Below are 24,895 nucleotides of genomic sequence, written 5' to 3' on the forward strand. Positions count from 1 at the left end.
ACGGACTCCATGAACGACCAGATCCCCACCGGCGACGAGCACGGTGCGCTTGGCGACGCCGAGTACGCGGAGTTCATGGAGCTCGCCGCACAGGAGGGCTTCGACGCCGAGGAGGTCGAGAGCGAGATCGCCGCGGCCGGCCACGGCCCGCTGCCCGTCCTCGCCGTCGTCGGCCGCCCCAACGTCGGCAAGTCCACCCTGGTGAACCGCATCATCGGCCGCCGCGAGGCCGTCGTCGAGGACCGGCCGGGCGTCACCCGCGACCGCGTCACCTACGAGGCCGAGTGGGCCGGCCGCCGCTTCAAGGTCGTCGACACCGGCGGCTGGGAGCAGGACGTCCTCGGCATCGACGCCTCCGTCGCCGCCCAGGCCGAGTTCGCCATCGAGGCCGCCGACGCCGTCGTCTTTGTCGTCGACTCCTCCGTCGGCGCCACCGACACCGACGAGGCCGTCGTCAAGCTGCTGCGCCGGGCCGGCAAGCCGGTGGTCCTCTGCGCCAACAAGGTGGACGGGCCGTCGGGCGAGGCCGACGCCGCCATGCTCTGGTCGCTGGGCCTCGGCGAGCCCCACCCGGTCTCCGCCCTGCACGGCCGCGGCACCGGCGACATGCTGGACGCCGTCCTGGAGGCCCTGCCCGACGCCCCGGCCCAGACCTTCGCCGCCCCCCTCGGCGGCCCCCGCCGCGTCGCCCTCGTCGGCCGCCCCAACGTCGGCAAGTCCTCGCTGCTCAACCGCGTCGCGGGGGAGGAGCGCGTGGTCGTCAACGAGCTGGCCGGCACCACCCGCGACCCGGTCGACGAGCTGATCGAACTGGGCGGCAGGACCTGGAAGTTCGTGGACACCGCCGGCATCCGCCGCCGCGTCCACCTCCAGGAGGGCGCCGACTACTACGCCTCGCTGCGCACCGCCGCCGCCGTCGAGAAGGCCGAGGTGGCCGTCGTCCTCATCGACGCTAGCGAGTCGATCAGCGTCCAGGACCAGCGGATCATCACCATGGCCGTCGAGGCCGGCCGCGCGCTGGTGCTCGCGATCAACAAGTGGGACACGCTGGACGAGGAGCGCCGCTTCTACCTGGAGCGCGAGATCGAGACCGAGCTCGGCCAGATCGGCTGGGCGCCGCGGGTGAATGTGTCCGCGCGCACCGGCCGGCACATGGAGAAGCTCGTCCCGGCGATCGAGACGGCCCTCGCCGGCTGGGAGACCCGGGTGCCCACGGGCCGGCTCAACGCCTTCCTCGGCGAGCTGGTCGCGGCCCACCCGCACCCGATCCGCGGCGGCAAGCAGCCGCGCATCCTCTTCGGCACCCAGGCGGGCACCAAGCCGCCGCGCTTCGTCCTCTTCGCCTCCGGCTTCCTGGAGGCCGGCTACCGCCGCTTCGTGGAGCGCCGTCTGCGCGAGGAGTTCGGCTTCGAGGGCACCCCGATCCACATCTCGGTGCGGGTGCGGGAGAAGCGCAGCCGCAAGAAGTAGGCGGCGGCGGGGCGCCGGGTGGCTAGAAGCCGCGCGGGCGCCCGTCGCGCGAGGCGGGCGGCAGGGCGGGCAACTGCCCGCGCTGCCGCCCGGGCGGCGGGTAGGTGTCCCAGCTCCCCTGCCAGCCCGTGTGCCCCGGATACGGCGCGTGCCCGGTGAGCTGGCCGTAGTAGCCCTGGGCCGCCCCCTGTTGCGGCAGGCCGAAGCCCTTGAAGCCCAGCTCCTCCTCGCCCGCCCGGTCACCGGGCAGCGTGCGGAAGGAGCGGCGGTACTCGGAGCAGAGGGCGTCGTAGATCGGGGTCACCGAGGCCGGGCGGCTCTGTGCGGCGGTGTCGCGGGGTGGGCGCATGCCGGGGATGTAGTTCTGGTACGAGGTCCGGGAAGCGGGTTCGTAAGAGTACACATCCCTGCCAACGACCCCGGGGGCCATCGGATGCGGCCCGGCCCGCGAATCCTTCAGCCGGGGCCGGGGGAAACAGGAGTGCGCCGGTGCACCGCGGGGCGCACGCCGTCGATCATGTGCCCGCGAGCGGCATCGCCGCGCCCACCAGCTTCCCGGCGGCCGCCGCCCGGTCCAGCGCCTCCCGCAGCAGGTCCTCGCGCGGCTGCTGGCCGATCGTGCCGACCGGGGCCGCGAAGACCAGGACCCGGCCCGACTTGTTGACGGCCGACCGCCACTCCTCGGCCACCTGCATCGCCTGGTGCGCCTGCCACCAGGCCACCGGCGCGCCCCCGTTGGCGTTGGGCTGGAGCACCGCGTGCAGCTTGCCCATCACCAGCAGCACCGACCAGCCCGGGAGCTGCTCCGGCGTCTGGTCGAGGGCGGTCACCGTGGAGAAGCCCTGCTCGGTCAGCAGCTCCAGGAAGACGTCCACCGGACCGTTCGTGCCCGGCCGGGCGATCGGCACGAGCGGCTCGACGACCAGCGCGGGCTGCACCTCGCCGCCCACCAGCAGCAGACCGCTGGTGACGCCCAGCTCCGCCTGGAGCGGCAGGTCCGGCTCGGGCTGCGGCCGCTGCCCCTCGCCGCCGGTGATGGACCGCACCGCGCCCTGGAGCTGCTCCTCGGAGACGGGGACGACCTGCGAGGGGATGCAGGAGGCGTGCGCGAAGGCGAGCACCGCCGTCTCCTCGCCGACGAACAGCACCGTGCTGGTGCGCTCCCGCTCGCTGTCGCCGGGGGTGCGGCACGAGGTGCAGTCGTAGGTGCCCGGGGCGTTGTCGCCCCCGAGCAGGCGGTCCGCTTCTTCGTCGCCGATCTCGGCGCGTACTTCGTCGCTGACGTCGAGCATGCGAGGCACGGGGGCTCCTCGTACTTCCGGTGCGGGGGCAGGGCGGCGCCGGGCGGTTCCCGGCTCGTAACGAAGACAACGGAGGACCCACGGCCGGAGTCACGCCCTGGCGCGGCGGCGCTTCACGGCACCGCCAAGGTGGCGGAAACCCGTCGCCCCGCGTCATGGAATGCTCATCGTTCCGAGATCGAGTCGATGACCGGAGCCAACCTCCTGATCGTCAGTACGGTCTAATCTTCAGGAGGCGCGCCACCGGGCACGCACACCGGCTGTGGGGACGAATGCACATCTCATTCCTGATTCACAATGCCTACGGCATCGGCGGCACCATCCGCACCACGTACAACCTGGCGAGCACGCTCGCCGAGCACCACGACGTGGAGGTCGTCTCGGTGTTCCGGCACCGGGACGAGCCCGTCCTCGCCCCGTCCGGCAAGGTACGGCTGCGGCACCTGGTGGACCTGCGCAAGGGCGGCCCGGGGTACGAGGGCGACGACCCGGAGTACGAGCGGCCGGCCGCCGTCTTCCCCGCCGCCGAGGGCCGCTACAAGCAGTACAGCGCCCTCACCGACCGGCGCATCGCCGACCACCTGCGCGGCCTGGAGTGCGACGTGGTCGTGGGCACCCGGCCCGGTCTCAACGTGCACATCGCCCAGCAGGCCCGGCGCGGCGTCGCCCGGGTCGGCCAGGAACACCTCACCCTCAGCACCCACTCCGGTCCCCTGAAGCTCGCGCTGCGCACCCACTACCCCCGCCTCGACGCCGTCACCACCGTGACGGAGGCGGACGCGCGCACCTACCGCAAGCTGATGCGGCTGCCCGGGGTGCGCATCGAGGCCGTGCCCAACAGCGTCCCCGCCCCCGCCGTCGCCCCCGCCGACGCGTCCGGGAAGTGGGTGATCGCCGCCGGCCGGCTCGCCCCCGCCAAGCGCTACGACGTGCTGGTGAAGTCGTTCGCCGAGGTCGTGGCCGTCCGTCCGGACTGGCGGCTGAGGATCTACGGCGCCGGCGCCGAGAAGGCCAAGCTGCGGGCCCTCATCGACAAGCTCGGCCTCTACAACCACGTCTTCCTCATGGGCCCCGCCAATCCACTGGAGGCGGAGTGGGTCAAGGGGTCCGTCGGCGCCGTCACCTCCAGCCTGGAGTCGTTCGGCATGACGATCGTCGAGGCCATGCGCTGCGGCCTGCCCGTGGTCTCCACGGACTGTCCGCACGGCCCCCGCGAGATCATCGCCGACGGCACCGACGGCCTGCTGGTGCCGGTCGGCAAGCCCGGCGCCATCGCCGCCGGGCTGCTGAAGCTGATCGAGGACGACGAGCTGCGCCGGCGCATGGGCCGGGCGGCGCTGGAGAACTCGGCCCGCTTCGACCCCGCCGAGATCGCCGGCCGCTACGAGCGGCTCTTCGCCGACCTCACCGGCCGCGGCGCCCTGCGCGGTTCCCTGCACCGCACCCGCGGGGCCCTGCTCAGCGGGGCCCTGAAGACGAAGGACGCGAGCCGGTCCGCCCTGCGACGGGTGCGTGCCGCATGACGTCTTCCCCGATCCCCGCCGGGCCCGCGGACGCGGGCGCCACCGTCCCCGAGGAGTTCACCATCGTGTCTGCCCCGCCGCGCGCCGACTGCATCGCGGATTCCGCGGGCGGACTCACCTTCGACCTCGACGCCCCCGAGGGGGCCGACGCCTCCGGCCACTGGTCGGCGGCGCTGGTGCTGCTCCGCCGGGGCGGCAACGTTGTCGAGAACCCCGACGATGAGGTCCGCCTGCCGCTCACGCCCAACGGCCAGGGCCGCCTGCGCGCCGTCCTGCCCAGCACCGTCCACCTCCCCGAGGGCCGCTGGGACGTCCACCTCGGCGGCGGCGACGCCGAGCCCGAGCGGCTGCTGCCGGGCCTGGCCGACCTGCGCTCGCTGGTCGACCGGCGGCCCGGCCCCAGCACCTCGCCGCTCGCGGTGCGCATCCCCTACACCACCAAGCACGGCAACCTCTCGCTGCGCAGCTGGCAGCGGGCGCCGCACGCGGAGGCCGGTGACCTGGGGATCGACGCCAAGGGCATCACCGTGGCCGGCACGCTGCACCGCGTGGAGCACCCGGAGGCGTGGCTCGCCGGCGCCGTCGCGGAGGCGCGCAGCCGCCGCGGTGCCGGGCCGGTCCGTACCGCTCCGGTCACCGCGACCGGCCCCGACTTCTCCTTCACCTTCGCCCTGGCGGAGCTGGGCGAGTCCTGGGAGGGCGGGCCGGAGGTCTGGGACCTGTGGCTGCGCCCCGCGGACGGCTCGCCGGACGCGCGCGTCGCCCGGCTCCTGGACGACGTCGCGGAGAAGGGGACGGTCTTCGTCTACCCCGCCCAGCCGTTCGACGCCCCCTACGCCCCCGCCCAGGCCGGCCCCTTCTACACGGCCGACAACGACCTGGCGATCCGCGTGGACGAGCGGCCGCCGATCCGCTAGCGCCGCGCCCCGGGGGCCGGTCGCCCCGGCCGGGGCGACCGGCGTTCGGGCGTGGGCTCCGCGGCGCTTTCCGGAATTGAATATTCCGGAGCGTGCGGGGAACGTTCCCGCGCTCTCCGGGATTCTTTCGCAGGGGCGGGCGGAAAGGACCGACGTCCCCGGAACCCCGGAAAAGGGAAAGGGTTCCGTGATCCGGTCCGCCCGCCGGCCGTATTCTCAAGCGGAGTTTTCCGGGCCGGTTCGCGAGGGCGAAAAACGACCCGTGGGAGTGATGCGCGCACCGTTAAACGCGGCCGCCCTTTCCGTGACAGAAGTGTGACCCGCGAGGGCCCAGGGCCGCGTGATGCGCGCCCGGGGCGGGCTGCCGGGAGCCCCGCGCGGGGGCTACGGTGGCTGCCATGGTGCCCCCCTCGCACACACCGGAACCGCCGGATCCGCCCCGGCCGCCCTGGTCGCCCCCGGACCCCGGCGACGACCCCGAGGAGTACGTGGGCCTCGGCGCCGAGGAGGCGGCCGCCCGGGCGCGGGCCCGGGGCTGGACGACCGTCCGCACGCTGCCGCCGGACACCGTGATCACCCTGGAGTACGTCGTGGGGCGGCTGAATCTGGAAGTGGCCGACGGCGTCGTGCGCCGCAGCTGGAAGGGCTGACGCCGGACCATGCGTGAGGGCCGCCCCCCGGCCGGGGGACGGCCCTCACGCACACCAGGACGGTCAGCCGACGGCGCGTCCACGGCCCGTCGCCGGAACCGGCGGCGCCGTGCGCTGCGGCGGCCGGCGGCTGCCACTGGGCGTGACCGGCGTCCGCTCCGAGCGGGGCGTGTGCGGCCGGTCCGCACGCCGGGCCCGGCCGGAGCGCGACGCGGCGCCCACCGGCTCGCGCACCGGGGCCCTGTCGTCGCCGGGGGCACGCGGGCCCCACAGCCCGACCGGAGCCGTCGCCACCACCGGGGCCAGGGCGGCACGCCGTTCGCGGATCCGCTCCCAGGCGGTCAGCAGCCAGGTCTCGGCCCGCGCCATCAGCGGCTCGAACCAGGGCAGGGCCAGCAGCACCAGCAGGCCGGCGGTCCAGCCGAGGGTGACGTCGCTCATCCAGTGCGTACCGAGGTAGACCGTCGTCATGCCGACGCCCAGGGCCAGCAGCGCCGCGCTCACGGAGGCGATGCGGCGGGCCCGCGGAGTGGTCGCCAGATAGGCGAGCACGCCCCAGGTGACCACCGCGTTGGCGGTGTGGCCGGAGGGGAATATGTCGCCGCCGGCGAACATCTCGTTGGAGCCGATCTCGGTCGCGTAGTGCGGGCCGAGCCGGCCCATCCCTATCTTCGCGGCGCCGACGGTGGCGTTGAGCAGCAGCAGCGCGGTGCCCAGCACCAGCAGCGGCCGCAGCGTCCTCCGCTTGTACGCGCACCAGCCCAGCCAGGCGGCGACCGCGACGGCCGTCGGGCCGCGCTGGCCGAGCACGACGAAGTAGTCGAGGAAGGTGTGGATCGCGGGCCATTGCTTGTACGGCCGGAAGAGCATGACCTGCCAGTCGAAGCGCACGGGCCAGGACGTGGTCAGCACACCGACCACGATCGCCGCGTAGACCACGGAGGTCGCCACGAAGATCCCCAGGCGGGTCCGGGTCATCCGTGGTCGCGGGGGGTCGCTCGGGCGCTCCTCGGCGGGGGCGGGCTCGTCGTTGGTACGCACTCAATCGACGTTACATTGCGTGACGGGAGGGTTCGGTCGATCCCGCCGCTTTGTGATGACGATGTGATGTGGAATGCGTCTCAAACACGACGTTCGGCGCGTTTGATGCGGTGGGCCGGGAAGCCGGGCCGGTGAAATAAGAAAGGGTTAAAGAATCCCCGTTCCGTGGCGGCCGGGCGCCGCAGGCGTTCTTTCCCTCTTTTTTGCGTGCTTTTTTGCGAGGGTGTTTATCGGGGGTTGGACGGGGTGTCCCGGAGTGTTTCCCGCCGCCCGGGGGCGGACGGCCCGCGCCGGCCCCCGTAAATGATCATGGTGGGCCCGAGCCGTTCAGCCAGAACGCCCCGTAACAGGCCGCCGCCAGCGCCGCCGCCCCCGCCACCGGCACCGCCCGGGAGGCGCGCAGCCGCGCCAGCGCCGTCGCGAGCGGCAGCAGCAGCGGGAAGGCCGGCAGCATCAGCCGCGGCTTCGACCCGAAGTAGCCCTTCGCCGTCAGGGCCAGCAGCAGCACCGTCCCCGAGTAGACGAGCAGCGGCAGCGGCTGCCCGCGCCGCACCCCCGTCACATACAGCCACACCACCAGCGCCACGCCCACCAGCAGCGCCAGCCCCGCCGGGAACGCCGGCCCCGCCAGCAGCCTCCCGACGAACGCCCCGAACGCCAGCCCGCCGTCGAAGCCGTTGCCCCAGCCGCCCTGGACGTCCAGGTAGCCGGACGGACTCCCGGTCCGCACGCCCACCCACACCACGTACGCCAGCCAGCCCAGCGGCGCCAGCGCCACCCCGGCCAGCACCCGCCCGCGCTCCGCGCGTCCGGGCCGCCGGCGCACCAGGGTCACGACCGCCGACACCCAGACGGCCGCCACCACCGCCGCGCCCACCGGGCGGGTCAGCCCGGCCAGCGCGGCCAGCGCGCCGGCCGCCGCCCAGCGGCCGCACAGCACCGCGTACAGCGTCCACGCCGCCAGCGCCGTGAACAGCGACTCCGAGTACGCCATCGACTGCACCACGCCCACCGGCAGGGCCGCCCACAGCACCACCAGCGCCACCCCGGCCCGCCGGCCGTGCAGCCGGTCGCCGACCGCGAAGATCCCCGCCGCCGCGCACAGCGACGAGACCGCGCTCACCAGCAGCCCGGCATCGGCCGCCGACAGCGGCAGGACGGACGACAGCAGCCGCTCCAGCCACGGCAGCAACGGGAAGAACGCCAGGTCGGAGTGGACCTTGCCGCCGCCGAGGGCCAGCGTGTACCCGTAGCCGTCCTCCGCTATCCGCGCGTACCAGACCGCGTCCCAGCGCCCCGACAGCAGATGGTGCGCGTCCTTCCCCGTCCCCAGGCCCCACAGCGCGAGCACCGCGAGACCCAGCGCCCGCACCGCCGCGTACGCCAGCAGGGCCGGGGCGGCGCGCCGCAGGCGCCCGGGGCGGGGGCGGCGCGGTCCGCGCGGGGGCCGGTGCGTATGCCGGAGGGCGAGGCGAGATCGGTCACCGGCCGATTGTCCAGCATCCGCCGCCGACAGGGCGAACGCCTGTGTCGGGCTGACGGCCGTGACCTGCCGGGACTCGCGTAATCTGTCGTATCGCCCGTCCGCCGGCACCGCCGGGCAGGGACCCGACTCGGAGGTGGGAATGTCAGGAACGGCGACCGCCCGCCGGGGCCGTTCCGCCGGCCTGCCCCGGCAACGGCGGGGCTCCGCGCCCCCGCGCCCGGCCGGCGCCCACCGCTGGACGGTGCTCGTCGTCCTGTGCGCCAGCCTGCTCCTCGTCGCCGTCGACGCCACCGTCCTGCACGTCGCCGTGCCGGCCGTCACCGAGGACCTGCGGCCCTCGGCGATCCAGCTGCTGTGGATCGTGGACGTCTACCCGCTGGTCTGCGCCTCCCTCCTGATCCTCTTCGGGACGCTGGGCGACCGCGTGGGCCGGCGGCGCGTGCTGCTCCTCGGCTACGGGATCTTCGGGCTCGCCTCGCTGCTCGCCTCGCTCGCCACGGCGCCCGAGGTGCTGATCGCGGCGCGCGCCCTGCTCGGCGCCGGCGGCGCGATGATCATGCCCGCGACGCTCTCGATCCTCCGGCAGGTCTTCCCCGACCGGCGCGAACGGGCCCTCGCCATCGGCGTCTGGAGCGCCGTCGCCGCCGTCGGCGCGGCGGCCGGGCCGCTGGTCGGCGGGCTCCTCCTCGAACACTTCTGGTGGGGCTCCGTCTTCCTCGTCAACCTCCCGCTGATGGCCGTGAGCCTCCCCGTCGGCCGCCGGCTGCTGCCCGAGTCCACCGGTCCCCAGGACGGGCCGTGGGACGTGCTCGGCGCGCTCATGGCCGCGTTCGGGCTGTTCGGCGTGGTGCTCGGGGTGAAGCGGATCGGCGGGGCCGAGCCGCTGTCCCTGCTCACGGTGGTGCCGGCTGCGCTCGGGGCCGTCCTCCTCGTCCTCTTCGTCCGCCGGCAGCGGCGGCGCGCGCACCCGCTCGTCGACCTGGCGCTCTTCGCCCGGCCGGCGTTCGGGGTCTCCGTGGGCTGCATCGTGCTGGCGATGCTCGCCCTGGTCGGGCTGGAGCTGGTCGCCGCCCAGTACCTCCAGCTCGTGCTGGGGCTGAGCCCCCTGGAGACCGGGCTGCGGCTGCTCCCGCTCACCCTCGCCGCGATGGCCGCGGGGCTCGCGGGCTCCCGCGTGCTCGCCCGCTTCGGACCGCGCGCCATGGTCTCCTCCGGCTTCGCGCTCACCGCCCTCGCGGTCCTCTCCCTGACGGTCATGGGCCGCGAGGACCGGCCCGTCACGCTCGTCTGCTGCTTCGTCCTCCTCGGCCTCGGCCTGGAGACCACGCTCTTCGGGGCGTACGAGTCGATGCTCAGCGAGGCGCCTCCCGGCGACGCCGGGGGCGCGGCGGCGATCGGCGAGACGTCCTACCAGCTCGGGGCGGGCGTCGGCATCGCGCTGCTCGGCAGCGTCATGAACGCCGCCTACACCCCCGGGGTCACCGGCACGCCCGGCGTGCCGAGCGCGGCGTCGGCCGCGGCGGGGCACTCCCTGGGCGAGGCGTACGAGGTCGCCGCGCGGCTCGGGGGCGAGGCGGGGGCGGCCCTCCGGGTGGCGGCCCGGGACGCGTTCGTGCACGGGCTGCACGTGACGCTGGCCGTCAGCGCGGGGCTGCTGGCGCTGGGCGCGGTGGCGGCCCTGCGGCTGCCCCGCACGATGGACTGAGCCCCGCCCTTCCACCGTTTCCTCGTTCCCGCCGCGGCGCGCCGGGTGCCCTGGTCCCTCGGGCGCCACCACGGCGGGGCCTCCCCGGGCCCTCCCCGGTACCGCCGTAAGGGATCCGGCACCCGGTGTAGTGCGCGGACGCGGCTCGCCTTCCGCCGGCGGGGGTGGCGAGCGCGGCCGCCATGGACCTCGGGGACATCGGCAGGCCCCTGATCCCGCCGGCCGTCCCCCGGGCCGCCGACACCGTACGGGGAGCGGCGATGAAGGGCGCGCTGGTCTGATGAGCGCCGCGCGGCGCCGGGACGGCCGCGGGGCCGGACGGACCGCCGCCGGTGGCGGGGCACGTCCGCCTCCCGCCCGCACCGGGCCGGCCCCGCGTGATCCCGCCCTGGACGCCACCGGTTACCGGGCCGTAACGTCGGGGTGACCCCGAGCGAGACCCCCGCACCGGAGGAACCCATGGCACCGGCCCCCTTCGATCCCCGAGACCCCCTCTCCCTCGACGAACTGCTCGCCCCCGAGGACCGCGCCATCCGCGACACCGTCCGCCAGTGGGCGGCCGACCGCGTTCTGCCGTACGTGGCCGAGTGGTTCGAGCGCGGCGAGCTGCCGGGGATCCGGGAGCTCGCGCGCGAGCTCGGGGCCCTCGGGGCGCTCGGCATGTCGCTGGACGGCTACGGCTGCGCGGGCGCCACCGCCGTCCAGTACGGCCTGGCCTGCCTGGAGCTGGAGGCCGCCGACTCCGGCATCCGCTCGCTCGTCTCCGTCCAGGGCTCCCTCGCCATGTACGCGATCCACCGCTACGGCTCGGAGGAGCAGAAGCAGCGCTGGCTGCCGCCCATGGCCAAGGGCGAGACCATCGGCTGCTTCGCGCTGACCGAGCCCGACCACGGCTCCGACCCGGCCGGCATGCGCACCTACGCCAAGCGCGACGCCGGCGGCGACTGGTTGCTCACCGGCCGCAAGATGTGGATCACCAACGGCTCCGTCGCCGGGGTCGCCGTCGTCTGGGCGGGCACGGACGAGGGCGTCCGCGGCTTCGTCGTCCCCACGGACAGCCCCGGCTTCTCCGCCCCGGAGATCAAGCACAAGTGGTCGCTGCGCGCCTCGGTCACCAGCGAGCTCGTCCTGGACGAGGTGCGGCTGCCCGCGGACGCCGTCCTCCCGGAGGTCACCGGGCTGCGCGGCCCGCTCAGCTGTCTGAGCCACGCCCGGTACGGGATCGTGTGGGGCGCGATGGGCGCGGCCCGCGCCTGCTTCGAGGCGGCCCTCGACTACGCCCGCACCCGCGAGCAGTTCGGCCGGCCCATCGGCGGCTTCCAGCTCACCCAGGCCAAGCTCGCCGACATGGCCGTGGAGCTGCACAAGGGGATCCTGCTCGCCCACCACCTGGGCCGGCGGATGGACGCGGGCCGGCTGCGCCCGGAGCAGGTGAGCTTCGGCAAGCTCAACAACGTGCGGGAGGCGATCGGGATCTGCCGCACCGCCAGGACGGTCCTCGGCGCCAACGGGATCTCCCTGGAGTACCCGGTGATGCGGCACGCGTCGAACCTGGAGTCGGTGCTCACCTACGAAGGCACCGTCGAAATGCACCAGTTGGTGCTGGGGAAGGCACTCACCGGCATCGACGCGTTCCGGTGAACACCCCCTGAGGAGCTGTCGTGGCTCCGTCCGCCGTGCTTCCCGGGGGCACCCCCGGACCGGCTCAGCTCTGGTTGAAGAAGCCCCCGTTCGCGCGCCCCGCCTCCCCGCTGACGACCTTGTAGTCGGCGGGGGTCAGGAGGAAGACGCGGTTGGCCACGCGCTCGATCGAGCCGCGCAGGCCGAAGGTGAGGCCGGCCGCGAAGTCCACGACCCGCTTGGCGTCGCTGGGCTCCATCGCGGTGAGGTTGACGATGACCGGGACGCCCTCGCGGAACAGCTCGCCGATCCCGCGGGCGTCCCGGAAGCCGTCCGGGGTGACCGTGGCGATCCGGGTGCCCTGCTCCTGCGCGACCTCGTCGGCGACGCGCACCCTCGGGTTGGTCACCCAGGAGTCACCGGGCTCGGGCCCCTCGGCGTACTCGTCGTCGTAGTAGCGCTCGTCGTCGCTGTCGTCGACGAGACCAAGCCAGGCACTCGCCTTACGCACCGAACCCATGGACGCCTCCTCTCACACGCGGTGTGTTCCGCCCGCCCCTCTATGGTCGTCCATGATGCGGATGGTGTGCCAAATGGATAGGGGCCGAGCGAGGATTTCGTGACGCATCTGGTGCAAAGCAGGTGGCGGTGCGTCAGTTGCCCGAAGCGAGCCCCCCGCGCGCGGCCGCGGACGGCCGGGACCGAGCCTAGAGCTAGGATGCGCCGGTTGCTCGGCACCACACGGGGGCGGAATTGTTCGGAATCATCAGGCCATGTCGGCACCGCCTGTCCGCGAGCATGCGTGCGGAATGGATGGCTCATCTGTGCGGTCTCTGCCTGGCGTTGAGGTCCGATCACGGCCAATTCGCCCGAATTGCAACGAACTATGACGGATTGGTGATATCCGTCCTCGTCGAGGCGCAGACGGCCGAGGCGCGAACACCGGGGCGGCACCCGGCGGACGGCCGGCGGACGGCCGGGCCGTGTCCCCTGCGCGGGATGCGCACGGCGCCCGTCGCGACGGGGGAGGGCGCCCGGCTGGCCGCCTCCGTCTCGCTCGTCCTCGCCTCCGCCAAGCTGCGCGACCACGCGGCCGACGGCGACGGCGTGCTGGCCCGGCGTCCGGCGGCGGCCGCCGCCCGCAGGGTGGCCGCGGCCTGGGACCGGGCCGGGGCCCGGTCCGGCGCGGAGCTGGGCTTCGACACCGCGCCACTGGTGGACGCGGTCGAGCGGCAGCCGGGGCTGGAGGCCCTGGCCGGCCCCGGCACCCCGCTGACCGTCCTCACCGAACCCACCGGGACGGCGACCGCCGCGGCCTTCGGCCACACCGCCGTCCTGGCCGGCCGGCCGGAGAACAGGGCGCCCCTGGAGGAGGCCGGGCGGCTCTTCGGGCGGCTCGCCCATCTGCTGGACGCCGTCGAGGACCTGGCGGACGACGCCGCGTCCGGCGCGTGGAACCCCGTCGCCGCGACGGGCGCGGACCTCGCGGAGGTCCGGCGGCTGTGCGACGACGCCGTCCACGGGATACGGCTCGCGCTCGACGACGTCGCGTTCGCGCGCGGGGCCCAGGGGCGGCTGGCGCACCTGCTGCTCGTCCACGAACTGCCGCACGCCGTCGACCGCGCCTTCGGGCCGCCGCCGGTCATGCCGCCGCCGGCCCCGCCGGAGCCGCCCCGGCGGGACCGGCGGCGCGGGCCGTTGCGGGGATGCGCGGTGTGGACGGGACTGCTGTGCACCGGGCAGCTGTGCTGCCGCGACCCCTTCCACGACCCGTGGACCGGGGAGCCCAGGCAGGGCTGGTGCCACCGGTGCGACTGCGGCGACTGTGATTGCAGCGGCTGTGACGGCTGCTGCGACTGCTGCAATTGCTGCGGCAACTGCTGTGACGGGGACTGCGGTTGCGGATGCGACTGCTGAGGGGAGAGGTGTCGCGCGGGGGGTGAGGGCGTACGGGCGAACGGGCGGGATCAGCCCGGACAGGACGCCGACCAGACCCGGCAGAAGTCGATATGGCCCCGTGTGACCAGCCGTTGCCCCAGATGCATGGGCCAAGTGGAACAGCCCTCCGGTCCGGCGTCAACTCCCGTCCGGCAGCGGTGAGATGGCCCGCCCACAGTGCGGACAGGCTTGACAGCGGGCCGCGACCCCGGCTTAGCCTCGACGCTCCGGCGTGCTGAGGGGCACGGTCCGGGCGGGTTTCCGGGGCCCGGGGGGCGGCGGCGCGCGGCGCGGTTCCGCCGACCGTCCCACACCCCACTCGACCCCCCGGGGGAACCCATGCCCGCACCCATCCGGCCGCTCCACCTCGCCGTCGCGCTCGGCCGGCGCGACGCCCGCGTCCAGGAGGCGGAGTCCTGCGTCCGCGCCGCGCGCCTCGCCGAGCACGGACGGTTCGACTTCGTCACGCTCGGGGACGCCTCCGGGCCGCCCGCCGAGGGCCGGGGGCGTCCCGACGCGCTCGCCGTCCTCGCCCGGATCGCCCCGGCCACCCGACGCGTCGGTCTCGTGCCCGCCCTCACCGCCACCACCCGCACCGGGCCCTTCCCCCTCGCCCGCGCCGTGGCCGGGCTGGACCGGGCGAGCCGCGGCCGGGCGGGCTGGGTGGTGGAGCCACCGCTCCCCACCGCCGGGGCGCGTGCCTCCGGCCGCCGGGCGGCGCCCGCGGAGGAGGAGGCGTGGCGCGAGGCGGACGCCGTCGCCGACGCCGTCGCCCGGCTCTGGGACGGCCACGACCGCGACCGCCCGCACCGTGCCGGCCCCTCCGCCGGCCCCCGGTCCCCGCAGGGCCGCCCGGTGACCGTCGTGGACGCCACCGCGCCCGCCGCCCGCGCCACCGCCGCCCGCCACGCCGACGTGGTCCTGCTGCGGGCCGAACGCGCCCACGACCCGGCCGTCTTCCGGGCCCGCTCGGACGACCTGCGCGAGGCGGCCCGCGCGCACGGCCCCGGGGCGGGCGGCCGCCGGCCCCTCGTCCTGGCCTCCGTCCCCGTCGACCTGCACACCGCCGCCGACGCCGTCGGCCTCGCCGACCAGGTCCACCACTGGTACGCCACCGGCGCGGCCGACGGCTTCCACTTCCGGCCCGGGAACCCCGACCGGGACCTGCCCCTCCTGGCCGACGGCACCGCCGCCGTCCTCCAGCACCGCGGCCTGCTGCGCCGCTTCTACCCGGGCGCCACCCTCCGGGAGCACCTGGAGCTGCCCCGCCCGGCGACGGGCCGCGCGCCGGCGAGGGGGACCGCGTGAGCGGTGCCGCTGCTCCAGGAGCGCGGCGCCTTCCGTACGGAGTACACCGGCGGACGCTCCGCGGGCACCTCGGGGATCTAGGGTGACCGCCATGAGCACCACCGGCATGACCTCCGAGGACGCGCGGGACGCGCACCGGCTGTGGACCGAGTGGCGCGAGCGGCGCCACGAGAAGGTTTCCGCCCCCTACGGGCCGCTCGCCCTGACCGGCACCCACTGGCTGGCCGACCATCCCGACGGCCGGCTGCCCGGGATCCCCGGCCACTGGGCCGAGGCGCCCGGCGGGGCGGGCGTCCTCCTCACCGCCACCGCCGAGGACGGCCTCCGTCTGGACGGCGAGCCCCGGCCGCTGACCGGCCGGGCCCTCCTCGGCGTGGACGGCACCCCCGCGACGGCCCGCGTCGCGCTCGGCGACCGGCGCCTGCTCGTCATGCGGCGCGAAGGGCTCTGGGCGGTCCGCGACTTCGACCCGCGTTCGCCCGGCCGGCGGGCGTTCGCCGGGATCGACGCCTTCGACTACGACGAGCGGTGGGTGCGGGAGGGGCGCTTCCGCCCGTACGCCCAGGGGACGCGGACGGTGACCGTCGAGAACGCGGACGGGAAGGAGCGGGGGCTGAGCGTCGCCGGTGAACTCTCCTTCACGCTGGGCGGTGAGACGCACGTGCTGCGGGCGGGGGCCGAGGGGGACGGGTCGTTGTGGGTCGTCTTCGCGGACGCGACGAGCGGCGTGTCGAGCTACCGCTTCCGCTTCCTCTACCCGGCGGTGCCGGACGGGAAGGGGCGGGTGCGGGTCGACTTCAACCGGGCGCTGCTGCCGCCGTGCGCGTTCGCCGACCACTTCATCTGCCCGTTTCCGCCGGCGGGGAACGCGCTGCCGGTGGCGGTGGAGGCGGGGGAGCGCTTCGCGCTCACGCGCTGACCTCCGCTCCCCCCTCCCCGGGGGGCGGCGCGGGCGGCCCCGCGGCCGAAAAGGGGGCTTGCGGCGGCGGCCCGCACCCCCGAATACTCCCGGGAACCGGCAAGTGATTGTCAGGGGCACGCCCAAAAGTGGAACGCGTACCGCCCCTTCCCCCACCGCCAACCCCCCCCCGAGAGGACCCCGCCGTGAGGATCAAGCGACGCACCCGTACGGCCGCCCTCGTCTCCTCCCTCCTCGCCGCCACGGCGGCCCTCGCCCCCGGGCAGGGCGCCCACGCCGCACCCGCGAAGCCCACCGCCGCACAGCTCTCCGCCGCGAGCGCCGCCGTGCAGGAGGCCGACGTGGCCGGCACGTCCTGGCTCGTGGACGAGCGGACGAACACCCTCGTCGTCACCGTCGACCGGACCGTCGGCGCGGCCGGCGTCGAGAAGATCAGAGCGGCCGCCGGTGACGCCGCCGACGCGATACGCATCGAGCGCACGAACGGCACCCTCCGCCCCCTGATCTCCGGCGGCGACGCCGTCTACGCGCCCAAGTGGCGCTGCTCCGCCGGGTTCAACGTCCGCAAGGGCGCGACGTACTACTTCGTGACGGCCGGCCACTGCACCCAGGGCAAGCCGCCCTACTACGCCGACTCCGGCCACGCCACCTCCATCGGCCCCACCACGGGCACCAACTTCCCCGGCTCCGACTACGGCATCGTCCAGTACACCAACGGCTCGCTGCCCCACCCCAGCGCCGTCGACCTCCACAACGGCGGCTCCCAGCGCATCACCGCCGCGGGCACGCCCACCGTCGGGCAGAGCGTCCAGCGCAGCGGTTCGACGACCGGGCTGCACGGCGGCAAGGTCACCGGCCTCAACGCCACGGTCAACTACGGCGGCGGCCAGATCGTCCGCGGGCTGATCCAGACCAACGTCTGCGCCGAGCCCGGCGACAGCGGCGGCGCGCTCTTCTCCGGCTCCACGGCGCTCGGCCTCACCTCCGGCGGCAGCGGCAACTGCAGCGGCGGCGGGACGACCTTCTTCCAGCCCGTCGTCCCGGCGCTCAAGGCCTACGGGGTCAACGTCTTCTGAGCCCCGGCACGGCCCGGCGGGGAGCCCCGGCCAGGGGGTCGACCCCGTGCCCCCCGGGGCATACCGTGGACATATCACCTGTCGTGGGACACAGGGGGCCGTGATGGTCGAAGACCTCGTGGTGGCGGCCGTGGCCGCGGCGTCCGCCGGTGCCATGTACCTGATGGCGGCGGCCCGGGTGGTCAAGCAGTACGAGCGCGGTGTGGTGCTGCGCCTGGGGCGGCTGCGCCCCGAGGTGCGGCCGCCGGGCTTCACCATGATCATTCCGGGCGTCGACCGGCTCCGCAAGGTGAACATGCAGATCGTCACCATGCCGGTGCCGGCCCAGGAGGGCATAACCCGCGACAACGTCACCGTGCGGGTGGACGCGGTCGTCTACTTCAAGGTCGTCAACGCCGCCGAGGCGGTGATCGCGGTCGAGGACTACCGCTTCGCGGTCTCGCAGATGGCCCAGACCTCCCTGCGTTCGATCATCGGGAAGAGCGATCTGGACGACCTGCTGTCCAACCGCGAGAAGCTCAACCAGGGCCTGGAGCTGATGCTCGACAGCCCGGCCATCGGGTGGGGCGTCCAGATCGACCGCGTCGAGATCAAGGACGTCTCGCTGCCGGAGACGATGAAGCGGTCCATGTCCCGGCAGGCGGAGGCGGAACGCGAGCGCCGGGCCCGCGTGATCAACGCGGACGCGGAGCTGATGGCGTCGAAGAAGCTGGCGGAGGCGGCGGCGACGATGTCGGAGCAGCCGTCCGCCCTCCAACTGCGGCTGCTCCAGACGATCGTGGCCGTCGCGGCCGAGAAGAACTCGACGCTGGTGCTGCCCTTCCCGGTGGAGCTGCTGCGCTTCCTGGAGCGGGCGGAACAGGGGGCGGCGCCGCCGCGGGAGGGGTGAGTCCCCACCTGACGGAGCGTCAACTCCGCGCCCACGCGCCCGCATGGCCATACGCGCGACCGGAAGTCGCCCTTGTGCACTCCCTCCCCGGGCAGGAACACTCGGAACCCACGGCTTGGCATGGACGCGCCCCTCCCACCGGGGGAGCGCGTGCCGGTGCCGGGTCCGTCCTCCGGACCCGGCCGGCCTTCCGCGGTCGGGGTCGACCCCCCACCTGGAGGTGCCGAGCGTGAAGACCTTCCGGTTGTCCCTCCGCGCGCTGCCGGCCACCGCCGTCGCGCTCGCGGCCGTGACGTTCCCCCCGCAGCAGGCGGGGGCGTCCCCCACGGCGCCCGCGGCCGTCACCGCGGCGGGCGGCGCCGCCACCGCGGCCCGCCTGGCCGCCGCCCGGCGGACGCTCGACACCATGGCCGCGATCCCGGGCACCGCCTGGGTGACGGACCCCAGATCCCACCGGGTCGTCGTCACCGCGGACCCGACCGTCACGGGGACCCGGCTGGCGCGGCTCACGGAGGTCACCACCGGGCTGGGGGACGCGGTGGAGGTGCGCAGAACGGCGACGCCCCTCGTCCGGTACGCCGCCGGGGGCGACGCCGTCTGGGGCGGCGCGGCCCGCTGTTCGCTCGGCTTCAACGTCAGCCGGGGCGGCCGGGCGGCCTTCCTGACCGCCGGCCACTGCGGGAAGGCCACCGCCGAGTGGGCCGAGGACAAGGGCGGTTCACGGGCCGCGGTCACCGAGACGTCGGTCTTCCCCGGGCACGACTACGCCCTCGCCCGCTACACGGACGGCACCCCCCGTCCCAGCGCCGTCGACCTCCACGGCGGCGGCACCCGGGTCATCACCCGCGCCGGCGAGGCGCGTCCCGGCGAGCGGGTCCAGCGCAGCGGCTCCACCACCGGCGTGCGCGGCGGCACCGTCACGGGCGTCGACGCCACGGTCAACTACGAGGAGGGCCGGGTGGAGGGGCTGATCGAGACGGACGTCTGCGCCGAGCCGGGGGACAGCGGCGGACCGCTCTTCGACGGCGGGACCGCGCTCGGCATCACCTCGGGCGGCACCGGCAACTGCCGTACGGGCGGGAAGACCTACTACCAGCCGGTGCGCGAGGCGCTGCGCGCGCTGGGCGCGTCGATCGGCTGACGGCGGCGGGACGGGCCGGAAGCCGCACGGGCCGCGGCCCCCGGACACACCTCCACGGTGTCCGGGGGCCGCTTCACGTGCCGGTTCCCCACGGGTTCACGACCTGGGCCGTCGCTCCGGCCGGGGTCAGAACTCGAAGACGATGCCCTTGCCCGCCTTCAGCTCACAGGTGTTGCCGAAGGTGTGCTCGAACTTGACGCGCTGACCCTCCCAGACGCCCTCGGCGGTGACGACGTAGGGGTTCCACTCCTTGGTGCAGGCCGTGCCGGCCTTCACCTTGGTGATGTCCTCGAACTTGCCGCCGGCGGCGCGCAGTTCGTTGCAGGCCCCGCGGGCGTCGGGGTGCGTCCCGCCCGGCTTCGGCATGCAGGTGAGGGTCACGGCGCGCTGGACGCCGGAGTTGGTGGAGCTCTCGCCCTGGGCGACGGTCAGTACGAGCGCTGAGGGCGCGTACAGACTCTGCTGGGCAGCGGGCGCGGGCGCGGTGGCGGGTGCCGCGGTCGCGCTCGTCCCGGCGCCCACCAGGCTGCCCAGGATCAACGCTGACCCCAGGGCGATCCCCCCAGTGATGTACCGCATTCCGAACACTCCCTTGTTCGTGGGTTCCGATAACGACCGGCAGTCTGGCCCAACCCGGGCATGAACGCACATGGATCGATCACTTCCAGTCGTCACATGAAAACAGTCGGTAGTGGCCGGAATTGAGCACCCGGCGGTGCGGTCCCGGGGCGGTGTATGCGATCCGGGGCGGGGCGGGCGCCCGGTCCGGGGGAGAAGGGGCGAATTGTTGTTTCAGGAGTATTGACCTGCGACGATGCCTTGCCATCGTTGACCATGGCGGGTTCACGCCTCTGAAACGCAGGGTTGACGCCGGGGAAATCGAAGAATCCGGCGCCGGGGGGCTCCAGTCGGCGGGCGGGGGAGGCCCGGCCGAAAAGAGGGGCCCGCACGGGCCGGGGCGGGTTTCCGGACGGCCCCGGGGCGGCGCAGCAATGACCGAAGAGCGGCCATCCCGACCGTCTGGTATGCGGGTTCGCGTCAACTCACGGGACTCTTCGGCCTCTTGCGCTCGTGGAACACCGCGCACCCCAGGGTCACCAGGGCCCCGGCCGCCGCCCAGGCCGCCAGGACGAGCAGCGGACCGGTCAGCGCGTTCCCGTCGAAATACGCCAGGGAGCGGGCGGACCAGGTGCCCGCCCCGGGCGGGAGCGCCGGGCCGATCGCCCGCCAGAAGGGCGGCAGCAGGGGGTAGGGGTAGGCGCCGCCCGCGCTCGGGTTGCCCAGCACGACGACGATCGCGATGGCCAGCCCGATGCCGACGACGCCGGCCAGCCCCTGGAGGGCGAGGGTGAGGGCCGCGACGGCGAGGACGACGAGGGTGCCCAGCCCCCACAGCGGGGCGATGCCGGCGGGCAGCGCGTCCAGGACCGGCCCGGTGATCACCGCGCCGAGCAGGCCCGCGGCGGCCGCGTAGAGCAGGAGCGCGCCCAGCCGGATCACCGCCCGGCGGGGGTTCGCGGGCCGGGCGCCGGCGCTGATGGCGATGATCGCGGCGCACAGGTAGCCGCCCACGCACCAGCCGACCACCAGGTAGAAGGAGGTCAGCCCCCGGGCGTCCCCGGCGGCCGCGGGCGCGACGTCCTCGACCCGCACCGTCCGCTGCCGCCCGGCCTCGGCCCGTCCGACGACCGCCTCCGCGGCCTGGGCCAGCGAGGCGCCCGCCCCGCCCGCCACCAGCAGGGTGTCGGTGGTGCCGCGCGGGTCGGTCACCAGCGCCGCGTCGAGTTCGCGTGCGCGGATCCGGTCCGCGGCCCGCCCGGCGTCCTCCTCGGCGCCCGGGTCCAGGGGCCGGCCGGGCAGGGCGCCGAGCCGCTCCACCAGGGCCGCCCGGGTCTGCGCCGGCGCGACCACGCCGAGCCGGATCCCCGACGGCACCGGGTGGTGGAAGGCGCCGACGTAGGAGGCGATGAACGCGAGCTGGAGCAGCAGCACCCCGGTGACCAGGAGGGCGGCGTGGCCGGTCACCGCGGTGCGGACCTCCCGGGCGAACGCTCTCATGCCCCCGAGCCTGCGGGGAGCGGCGGGGCGGCGCAGGGCGGGCGGGCCGTTCGAGTGGTGGTGAACGGTGACGCGCGGTGGCGAGCGGTGGGGGAGGAGGGGCGCGTGCAGATGTTCGTACGGATGTTCGATGTGTGGTCTATGGTGGAGAGAAGGGGCGGAAATCAGCCAAGGGGGCGATGACGGCACGGCAAGGAGGTGCGATGACCCATCCCGCGTTCACGCACCTGCGCACCGCGTCGGGCTTCTCGGCGCGGTACGGCGCCTCGCACCCGGAACGGCTGGCCGAACGGGCCGCGGAACGCGGCCTGGACGCACTCGCCCTCACCGACCGCGACACCCTCGCCGGCGCCGTCCGGTTCGCCCGCGCGGCGACCGCGGCCGGCGTCCGCCCGCTGTTCGGCGTGGACCTGGCCGTGGCGCCCGCCGGCACCGCGGACACCCCGGCGGCGCGCCCCCGCACCCCCGTGCGCGGCGGCGCCTTCGTCGACGAGTCCGCGCCCCGGGCGGTCTTCCTCGCCCGCGACGGCGCGCTCGGCTGGGCCGCGCTGTGCGGCCTGGTCACCGCCGCCCACGCCGCCCCCGGGGAGCCGCGCGGCGGCCCGCCCGCGCCGCCCCGGCCCCTGCTGTCCCGTACGGACCTCGCGGCCGCCGCGGCCGGGCCGCGCCCCCCGGTGACCGTGCTGCTCGGCCCCGACTCCGAGGTCGGCCGCGCGCTCGCGGCCGGCCGCCCCGACCGGGCCGCCGCCCTGCTCGCCGCCTGGCGCGAACTGTACGGTGACGCCCTGCGCCTGGAGGCCGTCTGGCACGGCCGCACCGGCACCGGCCCCGGCTCGCTGCGGCTCGCCGCCCGCACCCTCGGCCTCGCCGCCGAAGCGGGCGTACCGGCCGTCCTCAGCAACGCCGTGCGCTACGCCGACCCCGGGCAGGGCCCGGTCGCCGACGTACTCGACGCCGCCCGGCGGCTCGTGCCCGTCGACTTCCGCACGCCCGGCGCCCTGGACTCCGGCGAGCGCTGGCTCAAGGCCGCCGGCGCCATGGCGGAGGCCGCCGGGCGCGTCGCCGAGGCCGCCGGCCTCGGCCCCGCCGGGGCCCGCCGGCTGCTGGCCGCCACCGAGGAGACCGCCGCGGCCTGCCGCGTCGAGCCCGGGGCCCATCTCGGCCTCGGCTCCGTCCACTTCCCCGAACCCCACCTCGTCGGGGCCCGCCTGCGCACCGCCGACCGGGTGCTGCGCTCCCGCTGCGACGCCGCCATGGTGCTGCGCGGCTACGCGGGCCGGCGCCCGTACTGGGACCGGCTGGCGGAGGAGCTGGACATCATCCGCCACCACGGCTTCGCCTCGTACTTCCTCACCGTCGCCCAGGTCGTCGACGACACCCGGGCGCTGGGCATCCGCGTCGCCGCCCGGGGCTCGGGCGCCGGCTCGCTCGTCAACCACCTGCTGGGCATCGCCCACGCCGACCCCGTCGCCCACGGCCTGCTGATGGAGCGCTTCCTCTCCCGCGGCCGCCGTGTGCTGCCCGACATCGACATCGACGTCGAGTCCGCCCGCCGCCTGGAGGTCTACCGGGCGGTCCTCGGCCGCTTCGGCGCGGAGCGGGTGGCGACCGTCGCCATGCCCGAGACCTACCGGGTGCGGCACGCGGTCCGGGACGTCGGCGCCGCCCTCGGCCTGCCGCCGGCCGACGTGGACCGGCTGGCCAAGGCCTTCCCGCACATCCGGGCCCGCGACGCCCGCGCCGCCCTGGCCGAACTGCCCGAACTGCGCGGCGTGGCGGCCGGGTTCGGGCGGCACGGCCGGCTCTGGGAGCTCGTCGAGGCCCTCGACGCGCTGCCGCGCGGCGTCGCCATGCACCCCTGCGGCGTCCTCCTCTCCGACGCGGCCCTGCGCGGCCGCACCCCGGTCGTGCCCACCAGCGGCGAGGGCCTGCCCATGTCCCAGTTCGACAAGGACGACGTCGAACACCTCGGGCTGCTCAAGCTCGACGTGCTCGGCGTGCGCATGCAGTCCGCGATGGCGCACGCGGTGGCCGAGCTCGAACGGGCCACCGGGCGGCGCGTCGACCTGGACGACCCCGCCCAGGTCCGCCCCGGCGACCCGGAGACCTACGCGCTCATCCGCTCCACCGAGACCCTCGGCTGCTTCCAGATCGAGTCGCCCGGCCAGCGCGACCTGGTCGGCCGGCTCCAGCCCGAGACCTTCCACGACCTCGTCGTCGACATCTCGCTCTTCCGGCCCGGCCCCGTCGCCGCCGACATGGTCCGCCCCTTCGTCGCCGCCCGGCACGGCCGCGCCCCCGTGCGCTACCCGCACCCCGACCTCGCCGGGGTGCTGGCCGAGACCTACGGCGTGGTCGTCTTCCACGAGCAGATCATCGAGATCCTGCGGATCATGACCGGCTGCGACCGGGGGTACGCGGACGAGACGCGCCGCGCGCTGTCCGACCCCGAGCGGGTGGGCGAGGTGCGCGCCTGGTTCGCGGAGCGGGCGGCCGGGCGCGGGTACACGCCCGACGTCGTCCGCCGCACCTGGGAGATCGTCGAGGCGTTCGGCTCGTACGGCTTCTGCAAGGCGCACGCGGTGGCCTTCGCGGTACCGACGTACCAGTCCGCCTGGCTGAAGGCCCACCACCCGGCCGCCTTCTACGCCGGGCTGCTCGCCCACGACCCCGGCATGTACCCCAAGCGGCTGCTGCTGGCGGACGCGCGGCGGCGCGGGGTGCCGGTCCTGCCGCTGGACGTCAACCGCTCCGACACCACCTATCGAATCGAACTGGTGTCCGGAGAGGGTGCGCGTGGTCGCTACGGGATCCGGCTCGCCCTCTGCGACGTGCACGGCATCTCCGAGGCGGCGGCGGCCCGCATCGCCGCCGGCCGCCCCTACAGCTCCCTGTCCGACCTGTGGCTGCGCGCCCGCCCCGGGCGGCCGGTCGCCGAACGGCTCGCGCGCGTCGGGGCGTTGGACGCCTTCGGGCCCAACCGGCGGGATCTGCTCCTGCACATCGCCGAACTGCACCGGCTGCACGGCCGGGTGCCCGCCGCCCAGCCCGTCCTGGTCGACGAGGCCCGGACCGGGCCGCTCGGCCTGCCCGACCTCGACGCGGCCGAGCGGCTCGGCGCCGAGCTGAGCGTCCTCGGCATGGACGCCTCGCGCCACCTGATGACCGAACACCGGGACTTCCTCCGCGAGTTGGGCGTGCTCCCCGCCGCCCGGCTGCGCGCCGCCGCGCACGGCGAGACCGTCCTCGTCGCCGGAGCCAAGGCCGCCACCCAGACGCCGCCGGTGCGCTCCGGCCGCCGCGTCGTCTTCGCGACCCTCGACGACGGGACGGGCCTGGTCGACTGCGCCTTCTTCGACGACTCCCACGCGGCCTGCGCCCACACGGTCTTCCACTCCTGGCTGCTGCTGGTCCGCGGTGTCGTCCAGCGCCGGGGGCCGCGCAGCGTGAGCGTGGTGGGGGCGCGGGCATGGGATCTGGCGCGGCTGGCGGAGCTGCGGTCGACGGGCGGACTGGGCGCGGTGGCCGGGGAGTTGTCGGCGCCGGCGCCCGTGCCGGACGCCGCCCCGCGGCGGCACGTCGACCTGCCCACGGGGTACGCCATGCACCCGTGGGCCGACCTGCGCCCGGCGGGCGAAGGGGCCGCGACCGGACGGAAGCTGTGGCACGCGAGCCGGGGGAGTGCGGGATGAGTGCGGTGAAGCGTACCCGCGGGAGGTGCGCCCCGGACCCGCCCTCTCCCCGTCTCCCCGGGGGCGGGCCCCCGGCCCCCCGCCCGCCCTTCGGGCGGAGCCCCCACGTGCCGGACGGTCCGGGCCGGGTCACCGCCCCGGGTCCCGCGGCACGGCTTCGC

At 75.3% G+C, this 24,895-nt stretch carries 19 protein-coding genes and 1 pseudogene; 13 read left to right on the top strand and 7 right to left on the bottom strand.

What is annotated here, in order from left to right; genetic code table 11:
- Positions 1-9 precede the first annotated feature (9 nt).
- On the top strand, positions 10-1,470 hold the full coding sequence (der, locus tag AC230_RS22570) for a ribosome biogenesis GTPase Der (RefSeq protein ID WP_049718176.1): 1,461 nt from the start codon (positions 10-12) through the stop codon (positions 1,468-1,470).
- Between the two features lie 22 nt (positions 1,471-1,492).
- On the opposite strand, the gene AC230_RS30455 is transcribed toward der, so the two are convergent.
- Entirely contained in the window at positions 1,493-1,819 is a 327-nt protein-coding gene (locus AC230_RS30455; RefSeq protein ID WP_241833345.1) for a hypothetical protein, read from the bottom strand.
- A gap of 166 nt (positions 1,820-1,985) precedes the next feature.
- Entirely contained in the window at positions 1,986-2,771 is a 786-nt protein-coding gene (locus AC230_RS22580) for a hypothetical protein (protein WP_049718177.1), read from the bottom strand.
- A gap of 272 nt (positions 2,772-3,043) precedes the next feature.
- Here AC230_RS22580 and AC230_RS22585 point away from each other — a divergent pair, with 272 nt between their 5' ends.
- The 3 genes from AC230_RS22585 (at position 3,044) to AC230_RS22595 (ending at position 5,861) form a co-directional block, all read left to right on the top strand.
- A complete protein-coding gene (locus tag AC230_RS22585; protein ID WP_049718178.1) occupies positions 3,044-4,294 on the top strand; it encodes a glycosyltransferase family 4 protein in 1,251 nt (416 codons plus the stop codon).
- On the top strand, positions 4,291-5,211 hold the full coding sequence (locus AC230_RS22590; protein WP_078871502.1) for a hypothetical protein: 921 nt from the start codon (positions 4,291-4,293) through the stop codon (positions 5,209-5,211). The genes AC230_RS22585 and AC230_RS22590 overlap by 4 nt, the downstream gene beginning before the upstream one ends.
- A 398-nt stretch (positions 5,212-5,609) precedes the next feature.
- Positions 5,610-5,861, top strand: coding sequence for a proteinase inhibitor I78 (locus tag AC230_RS22595; protein ID WP_049718179.1), 252 nt, complete (start codon positions 5,610-5,612; stop codon positions 5,859-5,861).
- A gap of 63 nt (positions 5,862-5,924) precedes the next feature.
- On the opposite strand, the gene AC230_RS22600 is transcribed toward AC230_RS22595, so the two are convergent.
- Both AC230_RS22600 and AC230_RS22605 read right to left on the bottom strand, forming a co-directional pair.
- Positions 5,925-6,902: a phosphatase PAP2 family protein gene (locus tag AC230_RS22600; RefSeq protein WP_078871503.1), complete on the bottom strand. Its 978-nt coding sequence runs from the start codon at positions 6,900-6,902 to the stop codon at positions 5,925-5,927.
- Between the two features lie 307 nt (positions 6,903-7,209).
- On the bottom strand, positions 7,210-8,274 hold the full coding sequence (locus AC230_RS22605) for a hypothetical protein (protein WP_422125625.1): 1,065 nt from the start codon (positions 8,272-8,274) through the stop codon (positions 7,210-7,212).
- Positions 8,275-8,527: 253 nt separating this feature from the next.
- Here AC230_RS22605 and AC230_RS22610 point away from each other — a divergent pair, with 253 nt between their 5' ends.
- Complete coding sequence (locus AC230_RS22610) at positions 8,528-10,093, top strand: MFS transporter (RefSeq protein ID WP_049718181.1); 1,566 nt, start codon at positions 8,528-8,530, stop codon at positions 10,091-10,093.
- 459 nt (positions 10,094-10,552) lie between these two features.
- Positions 10,553-11,734: an acyl-CoA dehydrogenase family protein gene (locus tag AC230_RS22615; protein WP_049718182.1), complete on the top strand. Its 1,182-nt coding sequence runs from the start codon at positions 10,553-10,555 to the stop codon at positions 11,732-11,734.
- Between the two features lie 64 nt (positions 11,735-11,798).
- On the opposite strand, the gene AC230_RS22620 is transcribed toward AC230_RS22615, so the two are convergent.
- Positions 11,799-12,233, bottom strand: coding sequence for a cell division protein SepF (locus AC230_RS22620; protein WP_049718183.1), 435 nt, complete (start codon positions 12,231-12,233; stop codon positions 11,799-11,801).
- 233 nt (positions 12,234-12,466) lie between these two features.
- Here AC230_RS22620 and AC230_RS22625 point away from each other — a divergent pair, with 233 nt between their 5' ends.
- The 6 genes and pseudogenes from AC230_RS22625 (at position 12,467) to AC230_RS22650 (ending at position 18,984) form a co-directional block, all read left to right on the top strand.
- On the top strand, positions 12,467-13,630 hold the full coding sequence (locus AC230_RS22625; RefSeq protein WP_078871504.1) for a DUF5685 family protein: 1,164 nt from the start codon (positions 12,467-12,469) through the stop codon (positions 13,628-13,630).
- Positions 13,631-13,990: 360 nt separating this feature from the next.
- A complete protein-coding gene (locus tag AC230_RS22630) occupies positions 13,991-14,959 on the top strand; it encodes an LLM class flavin-dependent oxidoreductase (protein ID WP_049718185.1) in 969 nt (322 codons plus the stop codon).
- Positions 14,960-15,050: 91 nt separating this feature from the next.
- Positions 15,051-15,878 (top strand): DUF1684 domain-containing protein, encoded by an 828-nt coding sequence (locus AC230_RS22635; RefSeq protein ID WP_049718186.1) that lies wholly within the window; start codon positions 15,051-15,053, stop codon positions 15,876-15,878.
- Positions 15,879-16,063: 185 nt separating this feature from the next.
- Positions 16,064-16,954 carry a S1 family peptidase gene (locus AC230_RS22640; protein WP_049718187.1) on the top strand — a complete coding sequence of 297 codons (891 nt, stop codon included), beginning with the start codon at positions 16,064-16,066 and terminating at the stop codon, positions 16,952-16,954.
- A gap of 103 nt (positions 16,955-17,057) precedes the next feature.
- Positions 17,058-17,828 (top strand): annotated as a pseudogene (locus AC230_RS22645) (slipin family protein); the annotation flags it as partial.
- Between the two features lie 244 nt (positions 17,829-18,072).
- A complete protein-coding gene (locus AC230_RS22650) occupies positions 18,073-18,984 on the top strand; it encodes a S1 family peptidase (RefSeq protein WP_053161351.1) in 912 nt (303 codons plus the stop codon).
- A gap of 126 nt (positions 18,985-19,110) precedes the next feature.
- Here the strand turns inward: AC230_RS22650 and AC230_RS22655 are convergent, their stop codons facing one another.
- Both AC230_RS22655 and AC230_RS22660 read right to left on the bottom strand, forming a co-directional pair.
- Positions 19,111-19,563, bottom strand: a complete 453-nt coding sequence (locus AC230_RS22655) for a subtilase-type protease inhibitor (RefSeq protein ID WP_049718189.1) — start codon at positions 19,561-19,563, stop codon at positions 19,111-19,113.
- A 459-nt stretch (positions 19,564-20,022) separates the two neighbouring features.
- Positions 20,023-21,042 carry a DUF3533 domain-containing protein gene (locus AC230_RS22660; RefSeq protein WP_107082219.1) on the bottom strand — a complete coding sequence of 340 codons (1,020 nt, stop codon included), beginning with the start codon at positions 21,040-21,042 and terminating at the stop codon, positions 20,023-20,025.
- 203 nt (positions 21,043-21,245) lie between these two features.
- Between AC230_RS22660 and AC230_RS22665 the strand changes: the two genes are divergently transcribed.
- Positions 21,246-24,734 carry a DNA polymerase III subunit alpha gene (locus tag AC230_RS22665; RefSeq protein ID WP_049718190.1) on the top strand — a complete coding sequence of 1,163 codons (3,489 nt, stop codon included), beginning with the start codon at positions 21,246-21,248 and terminating at the stop codon, positions 24,732-24,734.
- Positions 24,735-24,895 lie beyond the last annotated feature (161 nt).

Origin of the sequence: Streptomyces caatingaensis (assembly GCF_001187435.1) — a bacterium.
Taxonomy (GTDB): domain Bacteria; phylum Actinomycetota; class Actinomycetes; order Streptomycetales; family Streptomycetaceae; genus Streptomyces; species Streptomyces caatingaensis.